This window comes from Sphingobium sp. AS12 (assembly GCF_019097845.1).
Taxonomy (GTDB): Bacteria; Pseudomonadota; Alphaproteobacteria; order Sphingomonadales; family Sphingomonadaceae; genus Sphingobium.
On record NZ_JAHRGM010000067.1, the window covers coordinates 233,453 to 252,515 of the forward strand.

Genomic DNA, 19,063 nt, shown 5'->3' on the forward strand with positions numbered 1-19,063 from the left:
CCTGGTCCCGGCGCGGCAGTTAGAGCGCCGGGATGACCGACTTCTCCCTCGCCTCGCTCCGTTCCGCCGCTGCTATGGTTCATGCGCAGGTGCCGCCAACCCCGCAATATGCCTGGCCGTTACTGGCCGCACGCGCCGGGTGTGACTTGTGGGTCAAGCATGAAAATCATACCCCGACCGGCGCGTTCAAGGTGCGCGGGGCGATTACCTATATCGACTGGCTCCGCCGCACTCACCCGCACGTCACCGGCATCATCACCGCGACACGCGGCAATCACGGCCAAGCGCAGGTCCGCGCCGCCACCGCAGCGGGCCTGAAAGCGACGATCGTCGTCCCCCACGGCAATGCGCTGGAAAAGAACGCGGCTATGCGCGCCTTTGGTGCGACCCTGATCGAACATGGCCATGACTTCGACAGCGCGAAGGCAGAAGCGCTCCGCCTGTCGGCCGAACAAGGGCTGTTCATGGTCCCGGCCTATCATGATGAACTGGTGCGCGGCGTCGCCAGCTACGGCCTGGAATTGTTCGATGCCGTACCGGACCTGGACACCGTCTATGTCCCCGTCGGCTGCGGCTCAGGCCTGTGCGGCACCATTGCCGCGCGCGACGCGCTGGGCCTCACCACCAAGGTCGTCGGCGTCGTGTCCGCCCATGTCGATGCCGCCAAACGCTCGTTCGAGGCGGGCCGGTTGCTCGCCAGCCCCACGGCCTATACTTTTGCCGATGGCGTCGCCGTCTGCACCCCGGTGCAGGCCGCACTCGACTATTTCGGTCCCCGCGCCGACCGCTTCGTCGCCGTTACCGACGATGAAGTCGCCGCCGCGATCCGCCATTATTGGCAGGACACCCATAATCTGGCCGAAGGGGCAGGGGCCGTCGCACTCGCGGCTGCGCTACAGGAAAAGGAGGCGATGCGGGGCAAGAAGGTTGCAGTTATCCTGTCGGGCGGTAATGGCGACATGAGCCAGATGGCGGAAATATTGGGCGGCGCTACCCCGGTGGTGCGGCAAGACATGCGGAAAGCGATATGAAGCGGAAAAGCGGTCAGAACCCGGATATCACCAAGAACTGGAAGCCAGCCACGCTGGCGATCCGGGGCGGCACCGCGCGCAGCGAATGGGGCGAAACCTCCGAAGCGCTCTTTCTGACCAGCGGTTACAGCTATGACCGGGCGGAGGACGCCGCCGCGCGTTTCGCCGGCGACCAGCAGGGCATGACCTATTCGCGCCTCCAGAACCCGACCGTGGAAATGCTGGAACAGCGTATCGCCCTGCTCGAAGGGGCAGAGGCCTGCCGCGCCACCGCCACCGGCATGGCGGCTATGACTGCGGCGCTGCTGTGCCAGCTGTCGGCGGGCGATCATGTCGTCGCGGCCAAGGCTGCCTTCGGCTCCTGCCGCTGGCTGACCGATACGCTGCTGCCCAAATTCGGGATCGAAACCACCACGATCGACGCACGCGACACCGCTGCGTGGGAAGCCGCGATCCAGCCCAATACCAAAGTGTTTTTCTTTGAAACCCCCGCCAATCCGACCATGGACGTGGTGGACCTGCGCGCCGTCTGCGCCATCGCCAGGGCGCACGGCATCACCAGCGTCGTCGACAATGCCTTCGCCTCGCCCGCGCTCCAGCGGCCGATGGAATTTGGCGCGGATGTCGTCGCCTATAGCGCGACCAAGATGATGGACGGGCAGGGCCGGGTGCTGGCGGGTGCGATCTGCGGCACGCGCGACTGGATCAACAATGTCCTGCTGCCCTTCCACCGCAACACCGGCCCGACGCTCAGCGCCTTCAACGCCTGGGTGGTGTTGAAAGGCCTGGAGACGCTCGACCTGCGCATCCGCCGCCAGAGCGAGAATGCGCTCAAGGTAGCCGCCTTCCTCGAAGACCGCGTCGCCAAGGTGCTGTATCCGGGCCTTCCAAGCCATCCCCAGCACACGCTGGCGATGAGCCAGATGGAGATGGCCGGGCCGATCTTCTCGCTCTATGTCGGCGGCGGCCGGGCGGAGGCGCATGGCCTGCTCAATGGTCTGGAACTGGTCGACATCAGCAACAATATCGGCGACTCGCGTTCGCTCATGACCCATCCTGCCTCCACTACCCATTTCGGCATGGCCGAAGCGGCGCGGCTGGAAGTCGGCATTACCGAGGATATGCTCCGCCTGAACGTGGGACTGGAAGATGCCGACGATGTGATCGCCGATCTTGATCATGCGCTGACATCAATAGGGCGTTGACGGGAGGCCTCCGCCAAGCGCATCTCATAGCCATGAACGCGCTCTTTCCCTTCCACGCGACGACGCGCGACGTGATTGTTCACGTCGCCGTTTCCTTCCTGCCCGAACAGTCGGAGCCGGACCGGGGCCGTTGGTTCTGGGCCTATCATATCCGCATCGAAAATCAGGGCGACCTGCCGGTGCAATTGCTGACCCGCCACTGGATCATCACCGACGGGCGCGGCGTCCAGCACCGGGTCGATGGTGACGGCGTGGTGGGCGAACAACCGGTGGTGCAGCCGGGCAAAAGCTATGACTATGTGTCGGGCTGCCCGCTCAATACCCCCACCGGCTCGATGACTGGCAGCTACCAGATGATCGGCGTTGGCGGCGAAACCTTCGAAGTCGCGATTCCCCATTTCGCGCTCATCGCCCCGGCGGTCGCTGAATGAAGCGCACCCATTTGCCGCTCAACGGGCTGCGCGTGCTGGACGCGGCGGCCCGGCACCTGTCCTTCACCCGCGCTGCCGACGAACTGGCGGTCACCCCCGCCGCCGTTGGCCAGCAGATTCGCGCGCTGGAGGATCTGCTGGGCGTCGTCCTGTTCCGCCGCACGCCCAAGGGGCTGGAACTGACCCCGGAAACCGAAGGCGGCCTGGATGCCCTGCGCGCCGGATTCCTGGAATTTGAAGAGGCCGTCCGCGCGATGCAGGCCGGCCAGTCCAGCAGCGCGCTGACCATCGCCGCGCCGCGCGATATCACCGCCAAATGGCTCCAGCCGCGCCTCGCCGCCTATGCCGCCAGCCAGCCCGGCCTGACCTTCTCGCTGGTCGCGGCGGACGACATGCTCGATTTCACCGAAGCCAATCTCGATCTCGCCCTGCGCCTCTCCGATCGGGTCGGTGAGCATGAGGGCGTCAAACTGGGCGAATCGCTCTTCGTCACGGTGGAGGCGGCCAATGGCGGCCCCGACCAGCGCATCGCCTGGCCCGGCTGCCCGTCGGACGATCAGCCCGCCAGCATCCGCGTTGCCGACGGCGGCCTCGCCATTGAAGCCGCCGCCACTGGCTTTGGCCGCGCCAGCGTGCCGCTGCTGTTGGCTCAGGCAGACCTGACCGCCGGGCGCATCCGCCAGGTGGGCGATCCTACCCCGTCGCCCTTCTCCTATTGGCTGATTGCCCCGCTCCCGCAATGGCGCCAGAAAAAGGTCAAGGCACTGGTCGAGGCGTTGATGCAATAATTTTTCAGTCTGAAGGTAAGCCATGAGTAGAATGATCGGACTGACAGCGGGTGTCGTTCTGGCGTTGCTACTGACCGCCTGTTCAGGTGCTGACAAATCCAGCACAAATGAAGCTGCGATCGTCAACATCAATAGAAATGTTGCGGCAAACCCAGGAAATCTAGCCGATGCACCTGTCATGGCAGCCGGCTCAGGTGCCGACGCGGCAGTCGCGCCCCCGGATGCCAGCAAGCCGGTATCTGCAATCTACGGGGACTGTTATCTCAAGATAGATGGCAAGATCGTACTCGACCTTAAAAAGGACTGCCCGATAGTGTCGTTGCATGACGGCAAGGGTAGCCTGATCCTCAATTCCGATGGCGAGCATGAGGTCGAGACATATTTTGTCTATCTTACGCCCAACGGCGATGGCACGGCTGGTGCGTCATGGAATGAAGAGCCTGGCGCGCGACATGCTCACTCTTTCCTGTCTGAAAAGCTGAAGCGTGATGGTGCGTGTTGGTTCGACACCCGCATCCGCGTCTGCGCGACCAGCCGTCGACTACAATTGACCGGTTGACTGCTCCTCCTGCAATCACCCCACCTCATCCGGCCGCAACCTCCGCAATTTCGGCGCAGTCGCCATCTGTGCCGCATCCTTGATGTCCACGCGCAAATCCTCGCGCATCTGGTGGATCGACGCGATCACCGGACCCATCGCCACGCCAAGATCGACCAGCGCCGTCTCGGCCAGTTGCAGCGAACTCTCCAGCGTCTCCGGCACCGCGTCGCTTGCGCCTGCCTTGTAGAGCTGCGCCGCATGATCGGTATCGCGCGCACGGGCGATGATCGGCAGGTCGGGCACCCAGCCACGCACCCGTCTGGTCAGCCGCACTGACAGCACCGGGTCATCCATCGTCAGAATGAGCGCACGGGCATGGCCCAGCCGCAGCTTGTCTAGCATCTCCACCCGCGCCACGTCGCCAAACAGGATCGGGTAACCCGCCCGCCGCGCCTCGGCGACGACATCCGGGTCTGATTCGACGACGATGAAGCGCTGCTTGTGGGTCTTGAGCAGGTCGCACACCATCCGCCCGACCCGGCCAAAGCCGATCACGACCGCCGCCGCCTCGACATGCTCCTCGCTGGCTTCGGGCAATTCCTCACCCAGCGCCATTTCCAGCCGACGAGCGACATCATGGCCAACCCGCGCCAGCAGCGGCGTGATGGTCAGGCCGATGGCGGTGACGATCTGCCAGAAGGCAGCGGTCGACGGCAGGATGAGTTGCGCCGCCGCCGCCGTCGACAGCACGATCAAGGTGGTCTCCGACGGGCTGGACATCAGCACGCCCACCTCCAGCGCCACGCCCTTGCGCGCCCCGGAAAAATAGAGCAGCGCTGCGGTCACCAGCGTCTTGGCCAGCACCACGCCCATCACCGCCAGCAACAGGCTGGGCCAGTTGGCCAGGATGACGCGAATGTCCAGGCTCATACCGACCGTGATCAGGAACACGCCCAGCGCCAGCCCCTTGAACGGCGCAGTCATCACCTCGACCTCGCCATGATAGTCGGTCTCGGCGATCATCAGCCCCGCCAGCAGCGCGCCGACGATCGGGGACAGGCCCGCAATCGACGTCGCCAGGCTGGATACGATGACGACCAGCAGGCTGGCGGCCAGAAACACTTCCGGGCTTTTGGTCCGCGCCGCCTGGCTGAAAATATGGGGCAGGAATACGCGGCCCAGCACTAGCATGATGGCGATGGTGATGCCCCCGCGCATCAGCGTGTTCATCATCTCCCCCCACGCCCCGTCGGGGCTGGCCGCGACAGAAGGCGCCAGCGCACCCAGCATGAAGATGATCGGCACCAGCGCCAGATCCTCGAACAGCAGCATGGAAAAAGCCGCCTTGCCGACCGCGCTCTGCGTCCCGACCATCGGCAGCACCACAGCGGTCGAGGATAAAGCCAGCGCCAGCCCCAGCCCGACCGCGCCCGCCGTCGGCTGCCCCAGCACATACAGCCCCAGCGCGATCAGCGCTCCGCTGCCCAGCAACTCCGCCGCACCAACCCCGAACACCTGCGCGCGCATCGTCCAAAGTCGCCGGAAACTCAGTTCCAGCCCGATGGAAAACAGCAATAAGATGACGCCCAGCTCGGCAAATGGTTCGATCGCCGCGCGGTTGGAAATGGTGACATGATAGAGCCAGGGATATTGCCCGACCAGCGAACCCAGCCCGGCTGGTCCCACCGCCAGCCCAACCAGGATGAACCCGATCACCGGACTGATCCGAAAGCGCGCAAAACCAGGAATAACCAGCCCCGCCGCGCCAAGGATGACGAGGGAGTCGCTAAAACTATTGGGATCAATCGCACCGGCCATACCCGCATCATCGCGGCAAGCGGGCGGAATATCCAGCCTTTTGGTAGAAAAGCAGAATTGCTGGTTTCTGCTTGTCATGCTGGTGCGGACGGCGGGACTTGAACCCGCAATTCCAGGGGAAGGCGGATTTTAAGTCCGCTGCGTCTACCGATTTCGCCACGTCCGCGTGCCGCTTCCCTGACGGCTGGCGCGGATCAGGTCAAGCGGCTGTAATCAGCTTTCGCTTTTGACGTTCAGCCGCTCGCGCATTTCCTTGCCCGGCTTGAAATAGGGGACGCGCTTGGCCGATACCGGCACCTGCTCCCCGGTACGCGGATTGCGCCCGGTGCGGGCGTCGCGCGCGCGGGTGGTGAATGCGCCAAAGCCGCGCAGTTCGACACGACCGCCCGATGCCAGCCGGTCGACAATCTCGCGAAAGAAAAGATCGACGATCTTCTCTACTTCCGCAAGGTTCAACCCCGGATTTTCGTCGGCCAGTTTCTGGATCAATTCCGAACGGATCATTGGTTCTCCAGCGCCCCTCTGCTGTGCCCCTGTCTTGCATAGAGATTCGGCAAGGCGTTGACAATGATGGAACAAGAAGTTCGTTTCGTTTCCAGAAACATATGCAAAAGCCCGCCGGAACCTGGGTTCCGGCGGGCTTTTTGTTCGCTGCAAGGCGGAAAGGGCTTAGCCTTCGGTCTTGGCTTTGAGCGCTTCGCCCAGAATGTCGCCCAGCGACGCGCCGCTGTCGGACGAGCCATACTGCGCCACAGCCTGCTTCTCTTCGGCGATCTGCATCGCCTTGATCGAGAAGGTCGGCTTCTTCGCACGGTCGAAACCAGTGATCATCGCGTCGAACTTCTGGCCGATCTGGAAGCGTTCCGAACGCTGCTCGTCACGGTCACGGCCCAGGTCGCTGCGCTTGATGAAGCCGGTGGCGCCATCTTCGCCAGCCTGGACTTCCAGGCCGCCGTCGCGGACTTCCAGAACGGTCACTGTGACGATCGCGTTCTTGTTGAGGCCAGCAGCAGCCGCAGTGGTGCCGCCCGCAGCCGGGCCGCCACGCTCAAGCTGCTTCATGCCAAGGCTGATGCGCTCCTTCTCGACGTCAATGTCCAGAACGACCGCCTGCACGGCCTCACCCTTGCGATGCAGCGCCAGCGCGTCCTCGCCCGAAATGCCCCATGCGATGTCGGACATGTGGACCATGCCGTCGACGTCGCCGTCCAGGCCGATGAACAGGCCGAACTCGGTCGCATTTTTGACTTCGCCCTCGACGGTCGAACCGATCGGGTGACGCTCGGCAAAGCTGTCCCAGGGGTTCGACTGTGCCTGCTTGAGGCCCAGCGAGATGCGGCGCTTTTCGGGATCGACTTCCAGAACCAGAACTTCGACTTCCTGGCTGGTCGAAACGATCTTGCCGGGGTGGACGTTCTTCTTGGTCCAGGACATTTCCGAAACGTGAACCAGACCTTCGATGCCCGCTTCCAACTCGACGAACGCACCATATTCGGTGATGTTCGTGACGCGGCCCGACAGCTTGGCGCCGATCGGATACTTGGCGCTTGCGCCTTCCCAAGGATCGCTCTCAAGCTGCTTCATGCCGAGCGAGATGCGCTGCGTGTCGCGGTTGATGCGGATGATCTGCACGCGGACGGTATCGCCGATGTTGATCATTTCGTTGGGGTGGTTGATGCGCTTGTACGACAGGTCGGTGACGTGCAGCAGGCCATCGATGCCGCCCAGATCAACGAACGCACCATAGTCGGTGATGTTCTTGACGACGCCTTCGATGATCTGACCTTCGGCCAGCGTCTGGATGAGGCCGCTGCGCTGTTCGGCGCGGGTTTCTTCCAGAATGGCGCGACGCGACACGACGATGTTGCCGCGGCGGCGATCCATCTTCAGGATCTGGAAGGGCTGCGGAATGTCCATCAGCGGGGTGACGTCGCGCACGGGGCGGATATCCACCTGCGAACCGGGCAGGAAGGCCACGGCGCCGTCCAGGTCGACGGTGAAGCCGCCCTTGACGCGACCAAAGATGACGCCTTCGACGCGCGCGCTCTCGGTGAACTCGGCTTCCAGCTTGTCCCAGGCGGCTTCGCGGCGGGCGCGGTCACGCGACAGCATCGCTTCGCCATGGGCGTTTTCGACGCGATCGACATAGACTTCGACTTCGTCGCCAACCTTGATGTCGGCCTTCTGGCCCGGCATCGCGAATTCGCGCAGCGGCACGCGGCCTTCGGACTTCAGACCCACGTCGATGACGGCCAGGTCGTTTTCGATGGCGGTAACGGTGCCCTTGACGACGCGGCCTTCAAAGCCGCCGTCCTCGCCACCGAGGGAATCATTGAGAAGCGCGGCGAAATCGTCGCGCGTGGGGAATGCCGTAGAGGCCATGGTCAGTCCTTCATACATCATTGCTGGCCAACCGGTTGTATCCGATGGTCTTTGGCCAAAACACGCGCAGGACCGAATATCCTGAACGTATCCAACCGGTTAAGGGCTTGGGAACGCGCGGCCGTGAAAAGCGAAAAGGGCGCGTGGTAAAACCGCGCGCCTTGACGGGTCAGCCCTTTGAGCGACCTTCAAGCTGGGCGTCCACAAGCGCAATTGCCCGCTGGACGGCCGCGTCTATAGTCAAATCGCTCGTATCTAGCAAGTCCGCACCATCGGCGATTTTCAGCGGCGCATGGTCGCGGCTCATGTCGCGCGTATCGCGCGCCTGAATGTCGGCGATCAGGCTGTCCATATCAGGCTGGCCGCCCTGCGCCACGCCATCCTTGTACCGGCGTTCGGCCCGCACATGAACGCTGGCGGTGACGAAGATCTTGGCGTCTGCGTCCGGCGCAATCACCGTGCCGATGTCGCGCCCGTCCAGTATTGCGCCGCCCGGCTGGGTCGCAAACTCCCGCTGCCGGGCGATCAGTGCATCGCGCACCGCCTGATGCACCGACACGCGGGAGGCGAGGCTGCCCACCGCTTCGCTGCGCAACGCCGGATCGGCCAATATCTCGTCGCCAAAATCGCACGCGGCCAGTGCATCGGCCTTGATGTCCGGATCACCGCCGCGTTTCAGCACCGACAGGCCGACCGCGCGATAAAGCAGCCCGGTATCAAGACAGGGCAGGCCATAATGGCGCGCCAGCGCCTTGGCGATCGTGCCCTTGCCCGACGCAGCGGGACCATCGACAGCTATGATCATCGCGTCTTGCCTTTGCGTATCGTGTTGGCGAGGCCGATCACCGCGATCACTGCCCAGATGATCTCCAGCGCCATCGACGCCAGATTGAAATGAATGGTGAGCGACGCGATCAGCAGCAGCGACCCGACCAGATTGAGCAGGTTGAACCAGAGGAAGTTCAGTTCCTTCGCGATATTACTGTAAGCATAAGCGACCACCATCAGCCCGCTGCCCAGCAATCCGACGATATTAGCCCAGTCCATAGTTGGAATTTCGATCATCATGGCCTGTCTAACTATCTCCGTTCGTCCTGAGCTTGTCGAAGGACCGTAATTTCTGCGCAACTCTGTAAAAGAAGTGCGGGGCTTCGACAGGCTCAGCCCGAACGGGGGTGGGGAATAGCACCCAAGGCCGTTAGCAATGCGATGAAGGTCGGAAAACTGGTCGCCACCGGCGCCATATCGTCGATCGTCACCCCATCGCGCGACACCAGCCCCGCCACCGCAAAGCTCATCGCGATCCGATGGTCCAGCTTGGTCGCGATCGACCCGCCGCCGGCCAGCAATGCGCCGCCGCTACCCTCGATGATGATGCCATCCTCCAGTTCTTCGACGCTGACGCCGATCGCGCGCAGCCCCGCCGCCATGGTTGCGATCCGGTCCGATTCCTTGACTCGCAATTCCTCCAGCCCGCGAAACACGCTGCGCCCCTGCGCCAGCGCGGCGGCGATGAAGGCGACCGGATATTCGTCGATCATGCTGGGCGCGCGCGCCGGGTCCGGTTCGACGCCGTTCAGCGCCGATGCGGTGACGACCAGATCGCCGACCGGCTCGCCGCCCACCTCACGCGGGTTGATCACCTCAATGGAGCCGCCCATCTCTCGCAGCAGGTCGATCAACCCCGCCCGCGTCGCATTCAGCCCGACATTGGCGATCGTCACCCGCGACCCCGGCACCAGCAGTGCCGCGACCATCGGGAATGCCGCCGAGGACGGGTCGCCCGGCACGACGATCTGCTGCGGCTTCAGTTCCGCTTCCCCCACCAGCGTGATGATCCGCGTCCCGTCCGCCTCAACCTCGACATTCAGATCTGCGCCGAATCCACGCAGCATCCGCTCGCTATGGTCGCGGGTCGGGATCGGCTCGACCACGCGGGTGATGCCGGGCGTATTGAGGCCCGCCAGCAATATCGCCGACTTTACCTGCGCCGACGCCACCGGCAGCCGATAGTCGAGCGGCACCGCGGGGCAGGCACCGCGCATCGTCAGCGGCAGCCGATCGCCCGGACTGGTCGTGAAGCTCGCCCCCATCCGCGCCAGCGGCTCGGTCACCCTTGCCATCGGTCGCTTGCTCAAGGAGGCGTCGCCAATGAAAGTTGCGGTCAGGTCATGACTCGCCAGCAATCCCATCAAAAGCCGCGTCGACGTGCCGCTATTGCCCATGTCCAGCGCCTGCTCCGGCTGGAGCAGTCCGCCCACACCCACGCCATGGATATGCCAGATGCCGTCCGCGTCGCGCTCTATGTCAGCACCCATGGCGCGCATCGCTGCCGCCGTGGCCAGGACATCCTCACCCTCCAGCAGCCCTTCGACCCGGCTTTCCCCTACCGCCAGCGCCGACAGCATCAGCGACCGGTGGGAAATGCTCTTGTCGCCCGGCACGGTCACGCTGCCCGACAGGGCAGGGGCGGCGGTGAAGGTCATGGGGGTCGGTGATAGGGAAGAGGCAGTCACTAAAGCGTTCCGATCATGTCGGGGGCGAAAAAATGCGCCCGGCTTTTGACAGCGCCGTCCCGCTATGGCAAGGCGCGCGACGTTTCGCGGGCAACTTCACCGTTGCGCCGCGTAGTTGTTATTTGAGCATCAAAAAAGGATTAGGCCGGACATGGTGAAGGCTGAATGGGGCACGAAGCGGACCTGCCCGAAATGCGCCACGCGCTTCTATGACCTGGGCAATGACAACCCGGTTGTCTGCATCAACTGCAACGCCGCCTGGGAACCGGAACCGGTGCTCAAGTCGAAGCAGCCGCTCCCCTACGAGGAAGCGCCCAAGAAGGTGATCGAGACCGCAGACGGCGAGCTGGAAACGGCTGACGACGATCTGGACCTCGACATCGACGTCGATGATGACGGCGATTCGCCGGACAATGACGTCGATCTGGGTGGTGATGACGACCTGGGTGTCGATGCCGCCAGCGACGACGACGCGGACGACAATTAAGTCATTTTGTTCTTGCCAAGGATGGCGCTGCGACCTAATGGCAGCGCCTCCGAAGCGCCGGACCCAAACGGCGCTTTAGCGATGGAAATGGGGCCTTAGCTCAGCTGGGAGAGCGCCTGCATGGCATGCAGGAGGTCAGCGGTTCGATCCCGCTAGGCTCCACCATTTTTTCGGAATCAGAAAATGTCCGGGGGACATTTTCCCGAAAAAATCCCTGAGCGAATGCGAAGGGTCCAAGCATATACCAACGGGTTCCGCAGCCTCGCTGCCGCACCGGATGGGGCCTTAGCTCAGCTGGGAGAGCGCCTGCATGGCATGCAGGAGGTCAGCGGTTCGATCCCGCTAGGCTCCACCAAATTCTTGCGCAATTTTCTGCACAATCCTACATATCTGCCGGATGCCGCGCTGCGATCAGCGTCGTGTCATCAGGGGTGCATCTATGCGGGACGATTTGGCTGCGTCAGTCGCAGCACAGGGCGATGACGACCGGATTCGGGCGATACTGGAAAAAGTCTGTCAGACCACCGGCATGGGTTTCGCTGCCGTCGCCAGAGTAACCGAGGATCGCTGGATCGCCTGCCAGGTCATCGACCGGATCGAATTCGGCCTTGATCCCGGTGGGGAACTGGAAATCAAAAAGACCCTGTGCGACGATATCCGCCGCTGCGGCGAGGGCATTTATATCGATCATGTCGCCATCGACCAGGACTGGCGCACCCATCATGTCCCCATCTTCTATGGCTTTCAAAGCTATGCATCGCTGCCGGTCATCCTGTTAGACGGCAGCTTCTACGGCACGCTCTGCGCCATCGACCCGCGACCCCGCTCCGTCAGCGGTCCCGCGGTAGTGGCGGCGATGCAGGATTATGCCGGCATGATCGGAGAGATATTGTCCGCCAAATGAGGTTTTCGGAACGGGATGGGGCCGAAAACGGTCCATCACCTGTTTGGGCACGACCTCATACCAAAGGTCGATTTGATCTGCGTCACAATGTCGGCGCGCGGACCGGCCTAATCGTGCCCCTGTCATCGGCAATCGGATCGGGATTGATATTCAGCCCGCGTCCGGCTCCAGCGCTTATGCGCCGATGACCAGAGGAGATTGGCCCATGTTCGCATTTTCACGCATTCTTCTGGCCATGGCTTGCACGATCGCGCTGCCCACGGCATCGGCCATGGCTGCGCCCCACGCCGATGCGGCACAGGCAAAGGCCATGCTGGAAAAGGCGGTGGCGACGATCAAGACCGCGGGGGCTGCCCCTGCCTTTGCCGCCTTCAATCGGAAGGACGGGGCGTTCAACACCGGCGAACTTTACGTGTTCGTGTTCGACCTGAACGGCGTCTATGAAGCCTATGGCGCGCATCCTGGCTTGGTCGGGCGCGATGTCAGCGATCTGACCGATGCGGAGGGCAAGCCCATCGTGCGCGACATGATAGAGATCGCCCGCACCAGCGGGCATGGTAAGATCAACTATGTCTGGCTCAACCGGGCGGACAACCGGATCGAACGCAAAATGTCGCTGATCGAACTGGTCGGCGATCACGTCGTGGGCGTCGGCTATTACGCCCCATAAGTGGGTATCCGTTCCGGGCGGCCGGGCCAGCGTGTCAAGCTGCCCGGCGCCCATCATGACGGATCAGGGGATGGACACGAAACTGTCCATCACCCGTTTGCGCCCGGCGGTTTCAAAGTCGATCTCCAGCTTGTTGCCCTCGATTTCCGCGACGGTGCCATAACCGAATTTCTGGTGGAACACGCGCAGCCCCAATGCCATGTCGCTGCGCCCCTTGTTACCGATCGACACCGCCGACGCGCGTGCCTCGACGATCCGCACGGGTTCCCGGCTGAACTGGCCCGATGATTGCGCCCGCTGCCAGCCCGGCCCGCGTCCTTCGCCCCGGCCGACATGCGCGAACGGATCATCCCGCTCCGACCAGTTGGCCCGCCACAGCGACGCGCCGCCGCTCATGCTGCTTTCCGCGTCGACATGCTCCGGCGGCAATTCGCCTACAAAGCGCGAGGGGATGCTGCTGGTCCACTGGCCGTAGATGCGCCGATTCGCCGCGTGCAAGATCGTACAACGCTTGCGCGCCCGCGTGATCGCGACATAGGCCAGCCGCCGCTCCTCCTCCAGGCTGTTGAGGCCGCCCTCATCCAGCGCCCGCTGCGACGGGAAAATCCCTTCTTCCCATCCGACCAGGAAGGTCGAATCAAACTCCAGCCCCTTGGCGGCATGGATCGTCATGATCGTGACCTTGCGCTCTTCCTGCTGCGCCTCATTGTCCATGACGAGCGAGACATGCTCCAGAAACGCCCCCAGCGTCTCATATTCCTCCATCGCGCGCGCGAGTTCGCCCAGATTCTCCAGCCGCCCCGCGCTCTCGGTGCTGCGTTCGGCCTGCAACATCGCAGTATAGCCGCTCTCGTCCAATATCTGTCGCGCCAGTTCGGCATGGGGCAGGGTGGTCGCCCGGTCGCGCCAGCGCGCCAGATCGCCGACAAACGCCCCCAAGGATCGCCGCGCCTGCGGCGTCAACTCGTCAGTGTCCAGAATACGCGCCGCTGCATGGACCAGCGGTATGCCCTCCGCCCGCGCCAGCCGGTGCAGCTTCTCGACCGCCTTGTCGCCAAGGCCGCGCTTGGGAACATTGACGATCCGCTCGAACGCCAGATCGTCGGCGGGCTGGTTGACCAGCCGCAAATAGGCCAGCGCATCGCGGATTTCCGCCCGCTCATAGAATCGGAAACCGCCGACGATACGGTAGGGCATCCCGATCTGGATGAAGCGGTCCTCGAACTCGCGGGTCTGGTGCTGCGCCCGCACGAGGATCGCCACCTCGTCCAGCGACCCGCCGTTGCGCTGGATCGCCTCTATCTCCTCGCCGACTCGCCGCGCTTCCTCCGGCCCGTCCCAAATGCCGATGACGCGCACCTTCTCGCCCACGTCGATGTCGGTCCACAGCGTCTTGCCCAGCCGATTGCCATTTTCGGCAATCACGCCTGACGCCGCGCCCAAAATATGCGGGGTGGACCGGTAATTCTGTTCCAGCCTGATGATCTTCGCGCCCGGAAAATCCTTTTCGAACCGCAGGATATTGGCGACTTCCGCCCCGCGCCATGAATAGATGGATTGGTCGTCATCGCCCACGCAGCACAGATTCTTGCGCGTCTGCGCCAGCAGCCGCAGCCACAGATATTGGCTGCTATTGGTGTCCTGATATTCATCCACCATGATATATTTGAACCGCTGCTGATAGCTTTCCAGCACGTCGCGATGGCTTTTCAATATCGTCAGAACATGCAGCAGCAAGTCCCCGAAATCGCAGGCATTGACCGCCCGCAACCGCGCCTGATAGGCGGCGTACAGCTTCTGCCCCTTGCCATTGGCATAGCCTTCGCTCTCACCCGCGCTGATGTCCTGCGGGGTCCAGCCCTTATTCTTCCACTGGTCGATCAGCCCGCCCAGCTGCCGCGCGGGCCAGCGCTTCTCGTCAATCCCCTCGGCCTGAATCAGCTGCTTCATCAGCCGCAACTGGTCGTCCGTATCAAGGATAGTGAAGTTGGATTGCAGCCCGACCAGTTCGGCATGGCGCCGCAGCATCTTGGCCGCGATCGCGTGGAACGTACCCAGCCACGGCATACCCTCGACTGCTGGACCGATCATCCGGCTCACCCGCTCGCGCATTTCCCGCGCGGCCTTGTTGGTGAAGGTGACGGACAGGATTTCCGAAGGCCAGGCCTGCTGCGTCGCAACCAGATGCGCCAGCCGCGCCGTCAGCGCCGCCGTCTTGCCCGTTCCGGCCCCCGCCAGCACCAACACCGGCCCCTCGGTCGTCAGCACCGCCTCCCGCTGCGGCGGGTTTAGCCCTTTGATATAGTCGGGGTCGGACGGGGAAGGGGCTGGAAAGGTCATTGGCCTCAACTAGGCATGGGCGGGGGCAGGGGCAAGGCATCAGCCTTGCAGTGACGCGCCTTCTATGAGAACAAAAGGCGAATCATGCAAGGGAGGACGAATCATGGCGACGGGGAAATGCCAATGCGGGGCGATCCGCTATGAAGTCAGCGGCGATCCTGCGCACAGCGCCATCTGCCACTGCGCCGATTGCCGCGCCAGTTCGGGCGCGCCGATGGTCGGCTGGGCCTTGTTTCAACAGGATGCTGTGAAGATTGACGGCACGCCGGTCGCCTATCAGTCGTCGGAAAATGCGACCCGCCACTTCTGCGGAACCTGCGGCACCGGATTATTCTATACCAACCCGGTCATCTTCCCCGGCGGCATCGACATTCAGACGGCAACGCTGGACGATCAGTCCGCCTTCCCGCCCCAGGCGCATATTCAGCTGGCCGAAGCCCCACCATGGGCCGTGACCGCCAACGACCTGCCAAAATTTGATCGCTACCCCGGCGAATAAGGGCGATCGCAAAATTCTCTCCCTGTGGACAAGGCTATCGCATATGAAACTACCCCGTCCTTGATCGTCATCCTGAACTTGTTTCAGGATCCATTTCTCGTCACGAGCGGTGGCTTGTTGGGCACGATGGATGCTGAAACAGAGTTCAGCATGACGAGGTAAAGGGCGGAACTTTCCGAATGCCATAGCCCTGCCCCTGTTGGGGGGAGTGGCTAGCCGCAGGCCACACGAAGGGAAGTCGTCCTCTCGATGACAGCACACGCCCTTCCTTTCATGGTGCATCCGCCACGGTTCATCGCCGCTGCCGGAACGGACACGTCACGACTCCGGTTCTTCGCTCACCGCTCCCGCACAACGGGGCCGTGAGAAAAGAAGGAAAGGATATTCCCCATGAAATCCATCATGTTGGCCAGTGCTGCAATGCTCAGTTTCACCACCGCCATCACAGGCGTTGCCGTTGCGCAGGAGACCCCGGCCCCGATGAGCCAGCCGCCTGCTGGCGACATGGCCCCGCCCGCTGATCCCGCCGCGCCGCCACCGCCTGCCGATCCAGCTATGACGCCACCTGCGGACCCGGCCACTGCGGCTGATCCCAATGCAGGCCAGCCTACCGGTGCCGTTCCTGCCGATCCCGGCATGGCTCCAGCGCCCGCAGGCGTCCCGAATGATCCAGCCGCTCCGGTCGGATCATCCTCCAACCCCGTCACCGTCGGAGGCAACATGACCCCGCCACCGGCCGAGGCCAAGGACTATCCTGTCTGCTCGAAAACCGTGCAGGATAGCTGCATCAATCCGAGCGAGGCGCGCAAGGCGCGTCGTCGCTAACTGAGGACTCCGGGCCGGGCAGGGCAGCGATGATCGCCGCCAGCCCGGCCTGGTCGCGAGTCGCATCGCTCAGGCTGTGCCGGTCCAGCACCGCCAGAAAAGCCGCCGCCGCCTGTGCCAATATGCCGGCCAGTCCGCAGGACGGACGGATCGCGCAGGCCCCGCAATCGGCCATCCTCATGTCCGGCTCGCTATGTCGGACCACCGCGCCGATGCTGATCTCCTGCGGTTCGCGCGCCAGCGTAAAGCCGCCTCCGCGCCCGCGCTGGGTCGCAATGAAGCCGCCCTGCGCCAGGCCATGCACCACCTTCATCAGATGATTGCGCGACAGCCCATAGGCATCGGCAATCTGCGGGATCGTCGCGCGCCCCTTTGGTGCTGCTGCCAGATGGATCAGCACGCGCAGCGCATAGTCAGTGTGGCGGGTCAATTGCATGGGCTTGTCCGTTAACGGCGCTACAGGCAGCAAAAAACATATATTCTATTTACATCTTAAAAGATGCAAATTAAATACTGCTTATCGAGTCCATCGAAAGGCGTACATATGTCCAGCTCACTGTCGGCTTCCACCATCGCAATCGTGAAATCGACCGGCCCAGCCCTGCGCAAGCACGGCGTCGCCATCACCACCGCCATGTACGCCAGACTGTTTCAGGACGCCGAAGTGAAGGCGATGTTCGATCAGGCTGCCCAGGCCAGCGGCGAACAGCCCAAGCGCCTGGCCGCCGCGATTCTGGGCTATGCGGAGAATATCGACAAGCTCGGCGCGCTCGACGGCGCGGTCGCCCGCATGGTCGCACGCCATGTCGAAACCGGGGTGAAGCCGGAACATTATCCCAAGGTCGCCGCCGCCCTGCTCCCCGCCATCCGCGAGATATTGGGCGAAGAGGTCGCGACCGACGCGGTGCTGGACGCCTGGGCGGAGGCTTACACCTTCCTCGCCAACATCCTGATCGCGAAGGAGATGGCGGCCTACGAAGCCGCCTGATCCACCGCCCGCAACAAGGTGATCCGCGCTTTGCCAGCGTCGCGCACGGCGTCGATCGCAAAGCCCTTCACCTCGACATCCTCGCGCCGGTCGGTCTCTATGCTGATCCAGGTCGCAGGCCCGGTCCAGCCCAGCCGCCCCAGCTTGTCGAGCGCGACCTGCCCAGCCCCCGTGCCATAGGGCGGGTCCATGAAAATGAGGTCCAATGGCTTGGGCGCGGACCCCAGCGATAGCACGCTCGACGCCCGGATATCGGGCTTGATGCCCAGTCGCTCTGCATTCGCCCGGATCGAATCGATAGCCAGCTTGTCCTGCTCCACAAACAGGCAGGTCGCCGCACCCCGCGACAGCGCCTCAAACCCCAACGCCCCGGACCCGGCAAAGAAGTCGCCCACGGCCAGTCCCTCGAACGATCCGATCCGGCTGACCAGCATCGAAAACAGCGTCTCGCGGGTCCGGTCGGCGGTCGGTCGGGTCGCGTCACCCTTCGGCGCGGTCAGCGGGCGACCGCGCCATTGGCCCGATATGATCCTCATTTGCTGTCCTTCAGGCTGGCCTTGAACTGGACCAGGTCATGCTGGCGTATTTCCTCGACCGCGCCGGGCGGCAGATCGCCCAGCAGGAACGGACCATAGCTGGTGCGGATCAGCCGGTTGACCTGCAACCCCAGATGTTCCAGCACCCGCCGCACTTCGCGGTTCTTGCCCTCGGTCAGCGTCATCTCGATCCACTGGTTGCGCCCGGTGCGCCGCTCCAGATTGGCCTCGATCGGGCCATAGCGGACGCCCTCAATCTCGATCCCGTCGAACAGATCCTCCAGCTGCTGCTGGCTCACCTCCCCAAAGGCGCGCGCCCGGTAAGTGCGCGGCACCCCGGATGAGGGCAATTCCATCTGCCGTTTGAACCCGCCATCGGTGGTCAGCAGCAACAGCCCTTCGGTCGTCATGTCCAGCCGCCCGATCGGCATCACCCGCGGCAGGTCAGCGGGCAGCTTGTCATAGATGGTCGGCCGCCCGGCGGGATCGCGCTCGGTCGTCAGGAAGCCGGAAGGCTTGTGGAACAGGAACAGCCGGGCAGGGGGCGGCGCGGCAATCGCCACGCCATCCACCGCCACGCCATAGAGCGAGGCCAGCAAGGTCGCAGGCGTCTCGACCGCCACGCCATTCAGCGTCACGCGCCCTTCCTCGATCATCCGCTCGACCTCGCGGCGGGACGCCACCCCGGCCCGCGCCAGCAGCTTGGCGATACGCTGCGGCTCACCCTTGCCATCGCTGGTCGCAGCGGCGCGGGCGGGATGCGGGTTGGCGGGCGTCTTGACCCCGACACCCGGCTTCTTGAAACCGGGCTTGCGACCCCATGGCTTGGCGCTGGCGGCGGGACCGGCCTTGGCTTCGCCCGGCTTGCCAAAGCGCGGCTTGCCATCAGGCGTCCGACCCGGCCCGCCAACACCGGGTCCAGAGGGGCGTTTGGGGCCGCCGGGGCCAGCCCTGCGGGGCGGTCCAGATTTTTTCGGCGGTTCCAAGGGCGGATTCCTTTTCGTGGGCACTGGCCCTTCCCATATGACAGGAAAGCCAGCAACAGGCTGAACGGTGCCGTCCCGGCGCTTGGATGAGGGCGGTGTGGCATCCGCCCCGCAAC

General features: G+C 63.6%; 21 protein-coding genes and 3 tRNA genes. 13 read left to right on the forward strand and 11 right to left on the reverse strand.

Features of this window, described 5'->3' with window-relative positions; all coding sequences use genetic code 11:
- Positions 1-32: 32 nt before the first annotated feature.
- From KRZ98_RS20750 to KRZ98_RS20770, 5 genes are read left to right on the forward strand one after another with little or no spacing between them, the layout of a single operon-like run.
- Positions 33-1,031: a threonine dehydratase gene (locus KRZ98_RS20750; protein ID WP_217675133.1), complete on the forward strand. Its 999-nt coding sequence runs from the start codon at positions 33-35 to the stop codon at positions 1,029-1,031.
- Positions 1,028-2,236 carry a PLP-dependent aspartate aminotransferase family protein gene (locus KRZ98_RS20755; protein ID WP_217675134.1) on the forward strand — a complete coding sequence of 403 codons (1,209 nt, stop codon included), beginning with the start codon at positions 1,028-1,030 and terminating at the stop codon, positions 2,234-2,236. The genes KRZ98_RS20750 and KRZ98_RS20755 overlap by 4 nt, the downstream gene beginning before the upstream one ends.
- Before the next feature lie 32 nt (positions 2,237-2,268).
- Positions 2,269-2,667 carry a Co2+/Mg2+ efflux protein ApaG gene (gene apaG, locus KRZ98_RS20760; RefSeq protein ID WP_119748228.1) on the forward strand — a complete coding sequence of 133 codons (399 nt, stop codon included), beginning with the start codon at positions 2,269-2,271 and terminating at the stop codon, positions 2,665-2,667.
- Entirely contained in the window at positions 2,664-3,455 is a 792-nt protein-coding gene (locus tag KRZ98_RS20765) for a LysR family transcriptional regulator (protein ID WP_217675135.1), read from the forward strand. The genes apaG and KRZ98_RS20765 overlap by 4 nt, the downstream gene beginning before the upstream one ends.
- A 31-nt stretch (positions 3,456-3,486) precedes the next feature.
- On the forward strand, positions 3,487-4,014 hold the full coding sequence (locus tag KRZ98_RS20770; protein ID WP_254798740.1) for a hypothetical protein: 528 nt from the start codon (positions 3,487-3,489) through the stop codon (positions 4,012-4,014).
- Positions 4,015-4,029: 15 nt separating this feature from the next.
- On the opposite strand, the gene KRZ98_RS20775 is transcribed toward KRZ98_RS20770, so the two are convergent.
- The 7 genes from KRZ98_RS20775 to aroA all read right to left on the reverse strand — a co-directional run bounded on the left by KRZ98_RS20775 (position 4,030) and on the right by aroA (position 10,682).
- Positions 4,030-5,814: a cation:proton antiporter gene (locus KRZ98_RS20775; RefSeq protein ID WP_217675137.1), complete on the reverse strand. Its 1,785-nt coding sequence runs from the start codon at positions 5,812-5,814 to the stop codon at positions 4,030-4,032.
- Positions 5,815-5,894: 80 nt separating this feature from the next.
- Positions 5,895-5,980: transfer RNA gene (locus KRZ98_RS20780), tRNA-Leu, on the reverse strand.
- A gap of 47 nt (positions 5,981-6,027) precedes the next feature.
- Complete coding sequence (locus KRZ98_RS20785) at positions 6,028-6,318, reverse strand: integration host factor subunit beta (RefSeq protein WP_217675138.1); 291 nt, start codon at positions 6,316-6,318, stop codon at positions 6,028-6,030.
- 165 nt (positions 6,319-6,483) lie between these two features.
- Entirely contained in the window at positions 6,484-8,196 is a 1,713-nt protein-coding gene (gene rpsA, locus KRZ98_RS20790; RefSeq protein WP_119748291.1) for a 30S ribosomal protein S1, read from the reverse strand.
- Between the two features lie 169 nt (positions 8,197-8,365).
- On the reverse strand, positions 8,366-9,001 hold the full coding sequence (gene cmk, locus KRZ98_RS20795) for a (d)CMP kinase (protein WP_217675139.1): 636 nt from the start codon (positions 8,999-9,001) through the stop codon (positions 8,366-8,368).
- On the reverse strand, positions 8,998-9,264 hold the full coding sequence (locus tag KRZ98_RS20800) for a hypothetical protein (RefSeq protein ID WP_254798741.1): 267 nt from the start codon (positions 9,262-9,264) through the stop codon (positions 8,998-9,000). The genes cmk and KRZ98_RS20800 overlap by 4 nt, the downstream gene beginning before the upstream one ends.
- A 92-nt stretch (positions 9,265-9,356) precedes the next feature.
- On the reverse strand, positions 9,357-10,682 hold the full coding sequence (aroA, locus tag KRZ98_RS20805) for a 3-phosphoshikimate 1-carboxyvinyltransferase (RefSeq protein ID WP_217675140.1): 1,326 nt from the start codon (positions 10,680-10,682) through the stop codon (positions 9,357-9,359).
- Positions 10,683-10,863: 181 nt separating this feature from the next.
- Here aroA and KRZ98_RS20810 point away from each other — a divergent pair, with 181 nt between their 5' ends.
- The 5 genes from KRZ98_RS20810 to KRZ98_RS20830 all read left to right on the forward strand — a co-directional run bounded on the left by KRZ98_RS20810 (position 10,864) and on the right by KRZ98_RS20830 (position 12,773).
- A complete protein-coding gene (locus KRZ98_RS20810) occupies positions 10,864-11,199 on the forward strand; it encodes a TIGR02300 family protein (RefSeq protein WP_006949043.1) in 336 nt (111 codons plus the stop codon).
- 89 nt (positions 11,200-11,288) lie between these two features.
- Positions 11,289-11,364: transfer RNA gene (locus KRZ98_RS20815), tRNA-Ala, on the forward strand.
- 114 nt (positions 11,365-11,478) lie between these two features.
- A tRNA-Ala gene (locus tag KRZ98_RS20820) sits at positions 11,479-11,554 on the forward strand.
- A gap of 84 nt (positions 11,555-11,638) precedes the next feature.
- Positions 11,639-12,103: a GAF domain-containing protein gene (locus KRZ98_RS20825; protein WP_217675141.1), complete on the forward strand. Its 465-nt coding sequence runs from the start codon at positions 11,639-11,641 to the stop codon at positions 12,101-12,103.
- 271 nt (positions 12,104-12,374) lie between these two features.
- Entirely contained in the window at positions 12,375-12,773 is a 399-nt protein-coding gene (locus KRZ98_RS20830; protein ID WP_254798742.1) for a cache domain-containing protein, read from the forward strand.
- Positions 12,774-12,836: 63 nt separating this feature from the next.
- On the opposite strand, the gene KRZ98_RS20835 is transcribed toward KRZ98_RS20830, so the two are convergent.
- The gene (locus KRZ98_RS20835; RefSeq protein WP_217675143.1) at positions 12,837-15,113 is read right to left on the reverse strand and encodes an ATP-dependent helicase; all 2,277 of its coding nucleotides are present in this window, start codon (positions 15,111-15,113) and stop codon (positions 12,837-12,839) included.
- A 103-nt stretch (positions 15,114-15,216) separates the two neighbouring features.
- On the opposite strand from KRZ98_RS20835, the gene KRZ98_RS20840 reads away from it, so the two are divergent.
- Both KRZ98_RS20840 and KRZ98_RS20845 read left to right on the forward strand, forming a co-directional pair.
- Positions 15,217-15,612: a GFA family protein gene (locus tag KRZ98_RS20840; RefSeq protein ID WP_217675144.1), complete on the forward strand. Its 396-nt coding sequence runs from the start codon at positions 15,217-15,219 to the stop codon at positions 15,610-15,612.
- 390 nt (positions 15,613-16,002) lie between these two features.
- Positions 16,003-16,437 (forward strand): Fe-S oxidoreductase, encoded by a 435-nt coding sequence (locus tag KRZ98_RS20845; RefSeq protein ID WP_217675145.1) that lies wholly within the window; start codon positions 16,003-16,005, stop codon positions 16,435-16,437.
- On the opposite strand, the gene KRZ98_RS20850 is transcribed toward KRZ98_RS20845, so the two are convergent.
- Entirely contained in the window at positions 16,400-16,873 is a 474-nt protein-coding gene (locus KRZ98_RS20850; protein WP_217675146.1) for an Rrf2 family transcriptional regulator, read from the reverse strand. The genes KRZ98_RS20845 and KRZ98_RS20850 overlap by 38 nt on opposite strands.
- Before the next feature lie 108 nt (positions 16,874-16,981).
- On the opposite strand from KRZ98_RS20850, the gene KRZ98_RS20855 reads away from it, so the two are divergent.
- Entirely contained in the window at positions 16,982-17,425 is a 444-nt protein-coding gene (locus tag KRZ98_RS20855) for a globin domain-containing protein (RefSeq protein WP_217675147.1), read from the forward strand.
- Here the strand turns inward: KRZ98_RS20855 and rsmD are convergent.
- Together rsmD and KRZ98_RS20865 are read right to left on the reverse strand one after the other, a co-directional pair.
- Positions 17,410-17,961, reverse strand: coding sequence for a 16S rRNA (guanine(966)-N(2))-methyltransferase RsmD (gene rsmD, locus KRZ98_RS20860; protein WP_217675148.1), 552 nt, complete (start codon positions 17,959-17,961; stop codon positions 17,410-17,412). The two genes, KRZ98_RS20855 and rsmD, sit on opposite strands and share 16 nt — an antisense overlap.
- Positions 17,958-18,947: a pseudouridine synthase gene (locus tag KRZ98_RS20865; protein WP_217675149.1), complete on the reverse strand. Its 990-nt coding sequence runs from the start codon at positions 18,945-18,947 to the stop codon at positions 17,958-17,960. The genes rsmD and KRZ98_RS20865 overlap by 4 nt, the downstream gene beginning before the upstream one ends.
- Positions 18,948-19,063 lie beyond the last annotated feature (116 nt).